Source organism: Okeania sp. KiyG1, assembly GCF_014132355.1.
In the GTDB taxonomy this organism is placed as follows: Bacteria; Cyanobacteriota; Cyanobacteriia; order Cyanobacteriales; family Microcoleaceae; genus Okeania.
In genome coordinates this window covers 97910-111099 of sequence record NZ_BLZO01000198.1, presented here as the reverse complement: position 1 = coordinate 111099, position 13190 = coordinate 97910, and the positions used below count along the sequence as shown (strand labels likewise).

General features: G+C 35.4%; 11 protein-coding genes and 1 pseudogene. 6 read left to right on the top strand and 6 right to left on the bottom strand.

Annotated elements, in window-relative coordinates; all coding sequences use genetic code 11:
* Window positions 1-163: 163 nt before the first annotated feature.
* Window positions 164-325: pseudogene (locus SAGCYANO_RS47190) on the bottom strand (transposase); the annotation flags it as partial.
* An 83-nt stretch (window positions 326-408) separates the two neighbouring features.
* On the opposite strand from SAGCYANO_RS47190, the gene SAGCYANO_RS43595 reads away from it, so the two are divergent.
* Window positions 409-1284: an alpha/beta fold hydrolase gene (locus tag SAGCYANO_RS43595; RefSeq protein WP_202225691.1), complete on the top strand. Its 876-nt coding sequence runs from the start codon at window positions 409-411 to the stop codon at window positions 1282-1284.
* A 1072-nt stretch (window positions 1285-2356) separates the two neighbouring features.
* Here the strand turns inward: SAGCYANO_RS43595 and SAGCYANO_RS43590 are convergent.
* From SAGCYANO_RS43590 to SAGCYANO_RS49850, 4 genes are all read right to left on the bottom strand, one after another.
* Window positions 2357-4357: an ABC transporter ATP-binding protein gene (locus SAGCYANO_RS43590; RefSeq protein WP_375340116.1), complete on the bottom strand. Its 2001-nt coding sequence runs from the start codon at window positions 4355-4357 to the stop codon at window positions 2357-2359.
* A gap of 74 nt (window positions 4358-4431) precedes the next feature.
* Window positions 4432-5601, bottom strand: a complete 1170-nt coding sequence (locus SAGCYANO_RS43585; RefSeq protein ID WP_202225690.1) for a glycosyltransferase family 4 protein — start codon at window positions 5599-5601, stop codon at window positions 4432-4434.
* Between the two features lie 628 nt (window positions 5602-6229).
* Window positions 6230-6769, bottom strand: a complete 540-nt coding sequence (locus SAGCYANO_RS49855; protein ID WP_307786331.1) for an RNA-guided endonuclease TnpB family protein — start codon at window positions 6767-6769, stop codon at window positions 6230-6232.
* Window positions 6753-7451, bottom strand: a complete 699-nt coding sequence (locus tag SAGCYANO_RS49850; RefSeq protein ID WP_307786330.1) for an RNA-guided endonuclease TnpB family protein — start codon at window positions 7449-7451, stop codon at window positions 6753-6755. Before SAGCYANO_RS49850 ends, SAGCYANO_RS49855 begins: the two co-directional genes overlap by 17 nt.
* A gap of 878 nt (window positions 7452-8329) precedes the next feature.
* Here SAGCYANO_RS49850 and SAGCYANO_RS43575 point away from each other — a divergent pair.
* The 5 genes from SAGCYANO_RS43575 to SAGCYANO_RS43555 all read left to right on the top strand — a co-directional run bounded on the left by SAGCYANO_RS43575 (window position 8330) and on the right by SAGCYANO_RS43555 (window position 11320).
* Window positions 8330-8758, top strand: coding sequence for a DUF1824 family protein (locus SAGCYANO_RS43575; RefSeq protein WP_202225689.1), 429 nt, complete (start codon window positions 8330-8332; stop codon window positions 8756-8758).
* A 462-nt stretch (window positions 8759-9220) separates the two neighbouring features.
* Window positions 9221-9394, top strand: coding sequence for a hypothetical protein (locus tag SAGCYANO_RS43570; protein ID WP_202225688.1), 174 nt, complete (start codon window positions 9221-9223; stop codon window positions 9392-9394).
* 204 nt (window positions 9395-9598) lie between these two features.
* Complete coding sequence (locus tag SAGCYANO_RS43565; RefSeq protein WP_202225687.1) at window positions 9599-10000, top strand: hypothetical protein; 402 nt, start codon at window positions 9599-9601, stop codon at window positions 9998-10000.
* Between the two features lie 146 nt (window positions 10001-10146).
* Window positions 10147-10332, top strand: coding sequence for a hypothetical protein (locus SAGCYANO_RS43560; protein ID WP_202225686.1), 186 nt, complete (start codon window positions 10147-10149; stop codon window positions 10330-10332).
* Window positions 10333-10507: 175 nt separating this feature from the next.
* Window positions 10508-11320 (top strand): hypothetical protein, encoded by an 813-nt coding sequence (locus tag SAGCYANO_RS43555; protein WP_202225685.1) that lies wholly within the window; start codon window positions 10508-10510, stop codon window positions 11318-11320.
* Window positions 11321-11402: 82 nt separating this feature from the next.
* Here the strand turns inward: SAGCYANO_RS43555 and glgA are convergent, their stop codons facing one another.
* Complete coding sequence (glgA, locus tag SAGCYANO_RS43550; protein ID WP_202225684.1) at window positions 11403-12821, bottom strand: glycogen synthase GlgA; 1419 nt, start codon at window positions 12819-12821, stop codon at window positions 11403-11405.
* Between the last annotated feature and the right edge of the window lie 369 nt (window positions 12822-13190).

Genomic DNA, 13190 nt, shown 5'->3' with positions numbered 1-13190 from the left:
AATAAATAATGAATCTAATTTAGAAGATAATTATTGAGATAAATTACTCATTTTTTCAAGGTCAGGACTTATGCAAAGGTACTATATATAGTATATAAAAACTATAGCACTATGGTATATATAGCGTTTTTGTCGGAAAAATGCGTAAGTCCTGAAGGTTTAAATGGTTTTTGACCATATTTTGTATCTTCAGGTCTACATAGACGATAACATCGTTAGATGCCACTATGCACCGAGCTTGTTTAATAGCCCAGTCTTTACGCTGTCTACTAACCTTCAAATGGCATTTTCCCAGTCTAATTCTTGCTTTATGGTAGTTATTTGATTAAGGACGAGGCTTTAAACCCAACTTTTCGGTAAATTCAGGTAAAATAATCAAGCTAATGATCGATACATCTTAAAATTCTGATGACTACCGCTAAAACTTGGATATGGCGAGGTTGGCCTATTTGCTACCAAAGCCAAGGAGAAAAAGGCCCTTCTGTAGTATTAGTACATGGTTTTGGTGCTTCCTGGGGACACTGGCGCAAAAATATCCCTGTACTAGCTACCAATTGTCGTTGTTATGCTATTGATTTACTTGGTTTTGGCGCTTCAGCTAAACCAACTCCAAGCAAAGATGTTACCTATACATTTGAAACCTGGGGTCAACAAATTGCTGATTTCTGTAGAGAAATAGTTGGCACCCCTGCTTTTCTAATAGGAAATTCTGTTGGTTGTATTGCGGTGATGCAGGCAGCAGTAGATTCTCCTGATATTGCTTTAGGTATAGGAATTATCAATTGTTCTTTGCGACTTTTGCACGAACGGAAAAGAGCTACTCTTCCTTGGTATCGTAGTCAAGGGGCATATATAGTACAAAAGATACTAAAAGTCAAGTGGGTAAGTCAAATATTTTTTAATCAGTTAGCAACAAAGAAAACAGTCAGACGAGTATTATTGCAAGCTTATAAACGTTCTGAAGCTGTTACTGATGAATTAATAAATCTACTCTTAACACCAGCAAAAGATGAGGGAGCAGTTGATGTTTTTGTGGCTTTTACTGGTTATTCTCAAGGACCTTTACCCGAAGATTTATTGCCAATATTACCATGTCCGGCTCTCATTTTATGGGGAGAAGAAGACCCCTGGGAAAATATTGAATTGGCAAAGGAATTTGCTAAGTTTGAAACAGTACAAAAGTTTATTCCTTTACCTGGAGTTGGTCATTGTCCTCAAGATGAAGCACCGGAATTAGTCAATCCTATTTTGCAAGAATGGATATTTGAAAAATGGGAGCGATAGAACTCCATTTAGCATTTTAGTATGACAAAATTTTTCTATTTTTCTATAGCGTTTTTATCTGGAGCAAAGTTCAATAATTGATAATTGATAATTGATAATTGATAATTACCTCTCCCTAAAAGAAAGAGGATTGAATAAAAGGAAAGTTTTTTCTCTCTTGGTCGATGGTCGGACAGCGAGGAGACCTCGCCATCCCTCGACCGCTTGTTTCTCCTTTAAAGGAGATGATTTTTACCTTAATTATTCGGTAAGGAAGAGGGAAGAGGGAAGAGGGAAGAGGCAGGAAGGTTTAAAAGCAAGAAAAACTTAAATTTTCTGTAGATATTAACCCTTGGGTTTACACAAATGATAAAGCGTAGACATAATATCAATCTAGATTTACATCTCAAATAAAATAACTATATAAAATCAGCTAACTCTCTAAATATAGCAATGCACTCTGACATATTTACACATGATTTTTTATCTCAACGTTGGTTGAAGACCCGCGCTCTCCCGTTTTGCGCTTCGCATAACTGCGTTAACGGCTGTCGCCGACATGGCAAGCGGAGCATTCCGTCAGGAAAAGGCGGAGCAAGTGCGGCAGCTATTAGGGGAGCGTCCCATGGGAAAACCAATCAATCTTGCAGTTTTACAGATAAGCATGTTAAAATAGAGGAAGCGTGCTTACTGGCATTGCCAGCATTTTCCAGTGAGGTGTCAACCCGCCCTGAGTCGTTCAGTGTAGGGGCGAAGAGCGAATCGCCCCTACAGTATGTTTGATTGGTGGATGGGAATCCCGCGCTGTCTCGCAGAGCAGCGTCGGGAGGATGTCAAATACCTTTTCCCTTACTGCACTTTTATCTGGAAGTTGTAAATACCTGAGCGAGCAGCGCTATATATCAATATTAAAATTTTTGATTAATTATTAGACATAGGCGCGATCATCAAAAATCAAATCAATTATTGCACTATATAAATCAATTCTTTCCCCCTACTCTGTAGGGACGTTGCATAAGGGCGTCCCTACTACTCCCTACTCCCTCTTTTCCGGAGAGGTCTATTCATAACTGAGCCAATAAAACTTTGAGCGTTAAACTTTCTTCTTGTTTACCATTTGATTTTCAAATATTTCTAGGGTTCTTAAAAGAGAAATTGCTGACTGAAAAGCTTCCTCAGTAAGTTCTGTCTGTTCTTCGGGAGTATCAATTATTTCATCAGCTAATAGTCTTAAAGAACCAATAATTTGATTGAGAGAACCACGAGCTTCATAAGAAGCTTTAGTCAAAATTTTCTGGTCAACATAATTACCTAGCTGAGATTGGTCGCCAAACTGTATAGAATAGAGACGGCGATAGTAACCATCTTCTTTTTCTAGAAGTTCTAAATGAGTGCCAATTTCCACTAATTCTCCACGCTCTAAAACAGCTATTTGATCTGCATTTTGAATTGTTGAGAGACGGTGGGCAATAACTAAAACTGTTCGGTCTCGACTTAATTTATCGATGGCCTCCTGCACCAAACGCTCAGAAACAGTATCAAGAGCACTGGTGGCCTCGTCTAAGATTAATATTTCTGGATCTTGCAATAAGGCCCTAGCAATGGCCAAACGTTGACGTTGGCCTCCTGAAAGCATTACACCCCGATCGCCTATTTCGGTTTCCCATTGCTTTGGCAATTCCATAATAAAATCATAAGCATTAGCTTGTTTGGCAGCTTTAATCATTTCATCTTCTGTGGCGTCAGGACGAGCATAAAAAATATTATTTCTGACTGTGTCGTTGAATAAATGAGTAGTTTGACTAACAATACCAGTTCTTTTTCTGAGACTGGTAATATCGAACTCACGCAAGTCAATGCCATCTATAGTGATGGAACCAGAGATAGGGTCATAAAATCTTGGTAGTAGGTCAGCAAATGTTGACTTACCTGCTCCCGAACCTCCCACTAATGCTAAGGTTTTACCTTTAGGTACAGAGACATCAACATTTTTGAGAACTAAATTACTATTGCCTGGATAAGAGAAAGAAATTTTATTAAAATGAATTTTTCTCCTAACTTTTTGAAAGGGTATGGAACCAGGTTTCATAATTGGTTTATTATCTCTTCTCCATAAGTCTACAGCCATATCAAAACTAGCAGACCCTTTGGCAACTTGATTACGGATACCATTAATTCCTGATATCATTGGTAGTAAACGAAATAGAACTAAAAGATAAGTAAGTAAAATAGCAGAAACATTTGCTACTTGATCGGCAAATAAAGTTCTACCTAATAATAATATACTGATTACCGTAATTATGCTGGTAACCTCATTCACTGGTGCTATTAATGCTGAATTCATTTTGGCTTTCAGCGCTATGTTTTCCAAGGACAGCATTAATTTTCTTAACTGCTTATATTCTCTATTTTCGCTACTTACTGATTTAATTAAACGAATACCATTAAGAGTTTCAATTACTTTGATGGCATAAGTTTTTTGTTCCCGGTTCAAAAAAGATCCAAATTTCTTTGAACGACGGATAAATAATTGATTAATACCTGCTATTAAGGTTACCAATAGAGTAGAAATTAAAGTAAGTTGCCAAGAGATAGAAATTAGTATACTGACAAATAATAAAATAGTTATTGATTGAGTTACTAGATTAATATAAGCATTAATAGTTTGTGTGCACTGAGCTGTATCTGAGCCTAAACGTTTTGTTAAATCTCCTACTTTTACTTTCGTGAAGAAGTCTAAATCGCTATCCATTAATGTTTGGAACATTTCGGATTTAATACTATTTGTGAGGCTACGAGTAAAAGCTACTGATAACAAACTTTTTAAATATGTGGTTAAATTTTTCAGAACAATAGTTAATATGACTGCTAAAAGCATCACCACAAGACGATACTTTTCTGGAACTCCGTCAAAGGGAGATAATAAAAACTGAATTATAGGAGGAGAACCCTTCAGTTCAATTTCTTGCCCAGAAATTTGTAGTAGTATAGGTACTATTAGGGCTGTATTAACTCCATTAAATAATCCTCCGGCAAAGCCTAATATAATATTTCCTATTATGTGGAAAGGGTAACGCCGAATAAATCTTAAAATAAATTCTTTTTAGACATTTATATTTTCCTAATATCTTCGATTATCTCAATTTTTTCTACTCTTCAACCTTCTCGCTAAATTTTGATTAACTCTGATAAAATGGCGACCATAGCATCAATACTATAATATTTAATACATCTTTCTCTAGCTTTTATGCCTTTGATATTTGCTGTGGCTAAGTCATTAAATATTAGTTCAATTTGTGCTGCAATTTGTTCGGGAGAACTAGGATCGACTAAATAGCCAGTATCGCCTACAATTTCTGGTATGTCCCCTACTTTTGTGGCAATAATTGGTTTGGCCATTGCCATCCCATCAGTTAGTTTTAATGGAAATTGTGCTTGAGCTTCTGGAGTATCTCTCTGGGGGACTACTATTATATGGGCAGCCGCTACAATTTCTGGCATCACTGTAGGTGGATATTTGGGCATTTTAATTATCCAATTTCCCCATCTTTCCATTAGTTGACGGTCATAATCATCATAAGGACTACCTCCGACAATGACCAATCTTAAATCTGGCTGATTGATATTCTCTAGGGCTATTAACACGTCTTCTACACCTTTATAAGGTCGTGGTGCCCCTGGAAACATTAAAATTTTATAATCGCTTAAGCCATAACGAGTTCTACTTACCTCTGGATTGTACTTGCTTGGGTCGAATAGAGTGGTATCTTTTCCATTTGGTAAATAAGTCCCACCAAAGCGTTTTTTGAGAAATTGATTATGTAGAGTTACCCTGTCTGCTTTGGAGACAAAACTTTCTATCCATTTTAAATAAAAGGGATGGTCTGGTTGTCGTAATGCTCCTTCTGGTTTCAAAATATCTCTAGCTAATTGTTTAAGAGTGGGATGATATTTCCAATTATCTCCTCCATGCCAGCTTAACTCCCAATCGTCAATATCCAAAAATACTGGGCGATGGGTTTGCATTTTTCTTACTAGAGATAAACCTAGACTGGTAGGTTTTAATTTGTAGGCGTAAATTATGTCTCCTGTTATTTTATCTAGAAGTTGTTTGGCTGATAATAAAAATTTGGGATAGTAATTGTGGCTATCTATGGCGATAATATAATTCTCCTGATTAGTTGTTAGTTGTTGTTTTTCTCCACTAACAAAGCCGACAATTTCTACTTCTACTTGTAGTTTTTTCAATGCTTGAGATAATAAGAAAGGACGAACTGCGCCTCCCCATCTACCCACACCACTGCTTGATAAGTCACTAACAACTAATGATACTTTCACTGATGATTAATTTCCTGATTTTACGACTTCTATTCTAATTTTATTTCTTGGGTCTAAGGATTATTTTCTTAATTTGGTAATTTAGGTATTGAGCAATTTCTTTCTGTATCCCTATCTAGATATTTTGTTTGTGCAATATTTTGTTAATAACAATAGAAATAGGAGTGATTAGTGTGATTTCAGTTATCAGTTATACCTCTGCAAGAAGGAGGCTTGCAATCTGAAATATTCTCTTTTTTTATCCCCTCAAAAGGAGGAGGCTTTAAACCAGATTTTTTCGCTATATGGATAAATTTAAAAGTATTTACACAACTAAATATCTGTGAATATAGTTATAAATTATTGTTTTTTTTATAGATAGCCAATTTTTCTAGTTTATCTATTAATAATAAATTTGACTAAGGTTGTCGCTCATCATAAAAAATATTTTTCCATACAATGTTTTTCTTGAAAGAATATACCTGTCCTAAATAAATATATTTTGAACAAATGTTAGTTATCTAAATACTGAGGGTTAATTTTTTTGATATGTAGCAAATATTCATTTTATATCTAGGATGGCTATAGTCGATTAAGAGCGATAATAACTCATTTGACATCCTCTCCGCGCCTTTAGGCGCGGAGATTCCTACCGAGCCGAAGCTCCTGGGTGGGTTGACGTTTCACAGGCTGCTGCTACTTTTGCAGTAGTCTTACACTTGCCTCCACGTCCGTTTTTTGTCTCCGAATGCCCTCCGGCGACTAATATATTTATTGCTGCATTCTCATCTCTATCGTGTTTTGTGCCACAGTTTAGACACTCCCACTCTCGCACCTTAAGGTCTAATTTTCCACCTTTAAAGCCACAATTTGAGCAAATTTGAGAGGTCGGTTCCCAACGACTAATTACTCTAAAATCACGACCATATTTTTCAGCAATTCCATCTAAGAATGTCCGGAATTGTCTCCAACCTAAATCTGATATGGCTCTGGATAATTTACGGTTTTTTACCATTCCAGAAACGTTTAAATCTTCTAAAACAATTGTTTGGTTTTCACGAATTATTTTAGTAGATAATTTATGTAGAAAATCTGTCCTTGTATCTTTCAGTTTTGCATGGAACTTAGCAACTCTAATCCTTGCTTTTTCATACCTTTTTGACCCTTTAGTTTTATGAGATAATGACAAACTTTACCTTTCTTAACTTCTTAATTCGTTTCTTCAGTGGTTTAGGAGCATCAATCTTTGTACCGTCACTAAATGTAGCAAAGGTTTTAATACCTAAATCTATACCTACTGAATTATCAGTTTTAGGTAAGATTTCTGGTTGTATTTCTACTACAAAACTTAAGAAGTATCTATGGGCTGAATCTTTGATTACTGTTACTGATGATGTAGCAGTAGGTAATTCTCTTGACCATACAATTTTCAGCTTTCCAATTTTGGCTAAATAAACTTTGTGTTGACCAACTTTAAACCCTCCCTTTGTAAACCTCGCAGTTTGCTTTGACTTTCTACTTTTAAATTTAGGAGGTTTAACAGGTTTACCTTTTCTCTGGCCTTGAGTTGATTTAAAAAAGTTTGTAGGGGCGAACGGCCGTTCGCCCCTACGGTTTAAATCATTCAAGGACTGCTGCAGTGGTATATTAGAAACCTCTGACAACCATTCTCTGCATTTAGTCTTTTTAGCTTGAGTAATAAAAAGCTTTTGTAGTTCTGAATTAGTAGATTTCTTTTCTTCTGATTTATACCTCTGTTGGGAGTAAGCTAGACTATCATTCCAAACCACACGGACACAGCCAAATAGCTTGGCTAATCGGTATTTTTGTCCCGGCGTTGGATATATACGGTACTTAAATCTAGCTTTCATAACTTGACGCATCAAACTAACATATAGGTTAACATATTTATTGAAAAAATCAACTAAAAAGTCGCCCTAAAAAGGCGAGGCTTGAGACCCATTTTTTCGGTCAATTATTACATGAAAGTTCAAAAGTTAGTATTAACCCCGTTCTCTTGAGATAGCTAATTTTTTCAGGGGGTTGGAGAGTAGGAAGTATAAAAATAGGCTGGTTGCTATATAGCAATTTCCAAGAAGTGTGAGATACAAAACTGGTTTACTTTAGGGAGTAGGGAGTAGGGAGTAGAAAAGAAGAAAAACAACTGTACCTCGGTAACTTGAGAAACGCTATAGTATTTTTCATATTCTCAGTTAACTATTATAAATTTTGTACCTTAGACAATATGATAGATTTAATATGAGGCTATCATTCATTAAGTAGTGTCGCTACGCGGAAGTTAACAGTCAATCATTTTTGATTTGTAATTGTTTGAGGATTTTGTAAGTAGTTATTTCCGCCATCCTGTACTAGACATCCAAAAATCAAAAAAAAATCAATTATTATCCATAAATTATCAATTATTTCTCGCTGTTCCCTATTCCTTCTTTTCTGGAGATGCCTACTATACTTATTTAATTTATTGAAAATTGTATAATTTTCATAAAACTCCTGTTATCCCACAAATATTACCAATAATTAAGGTTAAAAGCCGCTCCTTTAAAGGAGAAAAAAGCTGTCAATATTCGGAGCTTTCCGTAGGATGGGATGGTGAGGATACTTCGCCATATTCAATCGACAAAGAGAAGAAAAAACTTTTCTTTTAGTCAATCCTCTTCTTTTCAAGGAAAGGTAATTATTAATTATTAATTGTTTAAAGATATTATCGTCATACAATTTGCCATATTATATGTCTACTCAAAACATTCAGAATCTCACCGTTGCTCAAGCTGAAAAAATCCTCCATAAATTTACTTGCCAAAACATTAAGTTAGTAGAATCACCAGAGGAAAAAGCTATTACTCAAGCAGCAATTTTGCTATTAGTTAATTTGTCTGACTATCAAATGTTGGGAATTTGTGCCGAATCAACTACTGAAGCTTTATCTGCTTTAGAAAGCTATCTAAGGGCATTAGGATATAATAATACTTTAATTGATGACTCTAATTTTAGAGCAATTGAAGGTTCAGTTTATATCAAGTTTAATGGGATGAAAGAGTCATATCATCTTGAACCCTATATCGGAAAATATAGAGGAGTATTAGTATCTTGTCAATCTGCTGAAGCGACAGAAGTTAATGGAACTTATGGTTATTTACCACTTGACTTATTTGCCTAAAATTTAGACAAATAATTTTTTTACAGCAAATTCCATCGGGGGTGAGGTATGCTCATTGCGGTCAATATGCTCACATTGTAGACATTTACTTGTTAATATCTGCACTTCATATATGACCGCATCTGCTATATATATTTATGGTTAATTATTGACAAATTTATTAATTAATTTTCAATTAAAAATACTAGGTTTTTATTATATTTATTTTGATGTTTAAACCAATAAAGAACTAGGGTAATTTCAGTTATCAGTTATCAGTTATCAGTTATCAGTACCTCTGCAATAAGGAGGCTTGAAATACGGAATTCTCTTTTCTCTTAGTCCATTGGATATGGCTCCGAGACCCGCTCTTGACAGAGCCGCTCCGAAGATCGCCATCCCACCCTACGGGAAGCTCCGCTAACGACTGCTTTTATCCCCTTAAAGGGGAGGCTTTAGATCTTGATTTTTAGGTAATTGGTTATGGAAACTTTTGTTGTCCCATTTTTATTATCATTGCTAGTTAATAGGTTTGCTGAAGAAGGTGGATCAAAAATATCTAAAACAACGTTTCAAAAAATAACTTCTCTAAAACAAAGAACTAAAGAAGAGCTTGAGGAAAATTTTCAAACCAGGTTACTATGGAATCAATTATAAACAAGTAATGCTGAAGAACCACTGACTCAAACTTTAAAGATAATTGCTGATACTTTACAAGGAAAAATTAATACAGAACCTGATTTTGCGAGAGAAGCTGAAGAAGTTCAACATCTATTTGAAACAGAACTTCAATCTAGTTCTTCAACAGATTTTCAAGAGTATGTTAGACAAATACAAAGGCTAACTAATAAAATAAAAGCTTTGCAGAAAGATGTAGATGATGTTAAACAAAAAATCAAGGAAAATGTTAGTAGAGGTGATTATTTAGGTAAAGACCCAGGTATTCTTTCCGGAAATCAAAATTTTATTCAAAACATTAATCAAGGGAACTCAAATTTTCTTGCCGGTACAAATATTAAAGCTGATGTCAAATTCATCCATTTGAACAAAGAATATACTCAGCGTATCCTCACTCAAATAGAACAAATCAAAGGAAAAATAACTCAATTTTTTACAGTCAAAGAAAGTATGGATGAGTTAGATAAAATTCGTCAACTTTATCCCATTTCAGTATTTGATGTTATAAGTGATTTGACATTTCAAAATATGGAGATTTTTTTTAAGCCTGTATTTACACTTGGTCAATTAATCAAAAAAATATAAAAAATTACATTAATCAGAATGATGAACTAATTACTGCAGGAAAATATTTTGAACAGATTAGAAAAATACAATCTCAAATAGGTGAAAGTCCTGAAGAAGATAAGATTTTACTACAATCTCTAGGAAGTATAGCAGATGAAGTAAATTTGCAAATATCTAAGTTAAATAATTCATTTATTCTGGCTTTATATCCAGCTTCATCTAGTAAAGAGTTAGTTGCAAATATGGTTTCTAAAATTGGATATAAGGAAATTCGGGAGGAGGCAGAAACCCATTTGAGTGTTATTAGTAAGGTAAGCATTAAGCTATTAGCTGTCAGCTATCAGCAATAATAACCTGTGCTTAAGGACGAGTTTTAAATGAATATAGACTTTAGAGCTGACTTTTGTAGTAAGATTTTTCTAGCTCAGTCAATAAAGCTTTTATCACTCATTAAAAGCAATAGCTGATAGCTGATATCTGACGGCTGAATGCTTACTTAGCAAGTTGGTGGAAAAGCTCAATAATTTGATAGAAAAGTTCGATATAGAGAACCAAAACACTGAAGGGAAATTATCAAACCAACAAAATAATATAGTTTCCCATCAAACTGTAGTCGAGATAATTAAAAATTCAAATCCTGAAGAGATCGTAAATTCTTTTGATTTAATCAAAAATCTAGTAAAAGAATCAGAAAATGAACAAATTTCTATTAGTCAAAATAAAGATAATAAAGAGCGAAATAATAAAGACGATCAAGATAAAAATATCTATGTCTTAAGTGACGAAGCACAAGCTACGATAGGGATAATGATTGATATTGAAAAAAGGCGTTATTTGGTTGAAAAATTGGTAAACTTCGATCTACAGAAGGCAAGAGCAACTACTGGTTTAGTTACTATAACTATTGTGGGAATTATTTTAGTGATGATTGTTGGGGGATTATTTTATGGACCTTTAGTTTCAGTGGGAGAAAAATCTTTGAATGAACTAAAACTTCCATTAATTAATATTCCTTGGCCTGTTGTTTTCTGGAGTTTTATAGGTAGCTTTGCAGCAATGATTTATCGCTTTAATCGTCAACCAATTTATGAATTTGGTAATGTGCTTAAATGGACTGTTACTAGATCGGTACAAGGAATTGTTCTGGGTTCTGCTTTTTACCTAATTCTTATTTCTGGCTTATCTTTATTAACATCAGAAAAGATAACTACCGAAGTAATTTTGATTCTATCTTTTCTGGTAGGCTTTAGCGATCGCTTTGCTGATAATGTATTTAATACTCTAATTGAAAAATACACTAAGGATGGAAAGAAAAAGAGCAAGAAAAATTTAAAATAAATCAAACAATAGATTGATCCTATCTAATAATCTTAAACTGAAGGAATTGGGGAAATTTACCCCAGTTCCTATTATAAATTTCTTACTGTACTAATTCAGGTTCTTTCTCTACTGCTGTTTCTTCCTCAGGTAATCCAAGTATTGATTTGTACATTTTAATATACTCCTGAGCTGATTTGTCCCAACTAAAGTTTTGTCTCATCCCACGTTTCTGTAATTCTTGCCATTGCTCTTTAAAGCGGAAAGCTTCACAAGCTCTAACCATTGCAGTAAAGAAGTCTAGTGGTTCATAGCGATCGAAACAATAGCCAGTACCAGCATTGTTAACTGGGTCATGGAAAGGTACTGTATCAACTAACCCTCCTGTGCGACGTACAATAGGTACGCTACCATACCGCATGGCCAACATTTGACTAATACCACAAGGCTCAAACCGACTAGGCATTAAAAAAGCATCGGTACCTGCATAGATCCGTCGAGATAGTGCATCATTATATAAAAGTTGCACACTCATACGACCAGGGTAACGAGTAGCTATCTGCCACATTTGAGTTTCATAGAAGCGATCGCCCGTGCCCAACAATATAAACTGACTATCGGTGTAGGCCATAAACCGATCCAAGACTTGCAGCATTAGATCGAGTCCCTTTTGCTCTACCAGTCGGGAGACCATTCCTACGAGAAAGGTATTCTTATTTACTTCAAAACCCACCTCTTCTTGAAGAGCAATTTTATTATCAGCACGTTTCTCCAGGGTATCGACGCTATAAGTTTGAGCAATATATCTGTCACTAGCTGGATTATAAAAGTTCATATCGATACCATTGAGGATGCCATGTAGTTTCCCGCTCACAAAGGACATTAAACCATCTAGGCGTTCACCATAATTAGGTGTTTGGATCTGACTAGCATAAGTGGGAGAAACAGTAGTTACTCGATCTGCAAACTGAACTGCTGCTGCCATTGTATTATGGCCTTCCATGTACCAGGGACACCAAGTAATTCTTTCCAAGTACCAGCGCCAAGGTCCTTGATAAGCTAGGTTATGAATAGTAAATACGGTCTTAATATCTGGGGTTTCGTTCATCCAAACTGGTATCATACCTGTGTGCCAGTCATTGCAATGAATAATATCTGGTTTCCAGCCATTCCAGCAAAACTCAGCCGCTCCATTGGCAAATAGAGTGAACCTCCAGTCTTCGTCATCTCCGTAGTAGATACGACGTGGCCAAAAGCTAGGATGACCAAACAGATATAACGGTACATCACTTTTTGGTAGTACTGTCTCATAAATGCCAAAGCTTTGATACATAGCATTTCCTTCCCAGATTGGTTCTTCTGGGATTTCCATTTTGTCGCCCAGAAAGCCATAGTAAGGCATAAGGATACGGACATCGTGACCCATGGCCCGTAGCACTTTGGGTAAGGCTCCTACTACATCGGCCATACCACCAACTTTGGCTAAAGGAGTTACTTCAGCTGCCACAAATAAAATTCGCATGATTCTTTAATTTGCGTTCCCTTTTTGATGCTCAATATCGCCATCATACCTGTATGGGCGCATCTAGACTATAAGTCAAAAGTCAAAACTTAAAAGTCAAAAGTTAAAGGTTAAAGCCCACATTCCGCACCACAAAATGTAGTATAGAATCAGGAGTCAGGAGACAGGAGACAGGAGACAGAATTTTAGAAGAAAATCATAGCTGCCGTGATTGAGTAATCAAATATAGCAAGTATTTATGCGTAAATTTTTTACTGGGAAGATCGATCGACGAAAAAAGTAATTGAGATGATTTGCATAGTATAAATACCTACCAAGTTCAGGATTTATATACTACTTTTAATGATACGCTCTTGAATTTCCGAATGT

Coding starts and splice junctions, on each gene's coding strand:
- SAGCYANO_RS43570 (WP_202225688.1), top strand. CDS start 9,221: ATGGAAACTTTTGTTGTCCCATTTTTATTATCATTGCTAGTTAATAGG.
- SAGCYANO_RS49850 (WP_307786330.1), bottom strand. CDS start 7,451: ATGAAAGCTAGATTTAAGTACCGTATATATCCAACGCCGGGACAAAAA.
- SAGCYANO_RS43575 (WP_202225689.1), top strand. CDS start 8,330: ATGTCTACTCAAAACATTCAGAATCTCACCGTTGCTCAAGCTGAAAAA.
- SAGCYANO_RS43595 (WP_202225691.1), top strand. CDS start 409: ATGACTACCGCTAAAACTTGGATATGGCGAGGTTGGCCTATTTGCTAC.
- glgA (WP_202225684.1), bottom strand. CDS start 12,821: ATGCGAATTTTATTTGTGGCAGCTGAAGTAACTCCTTTAGCCAAAGTT.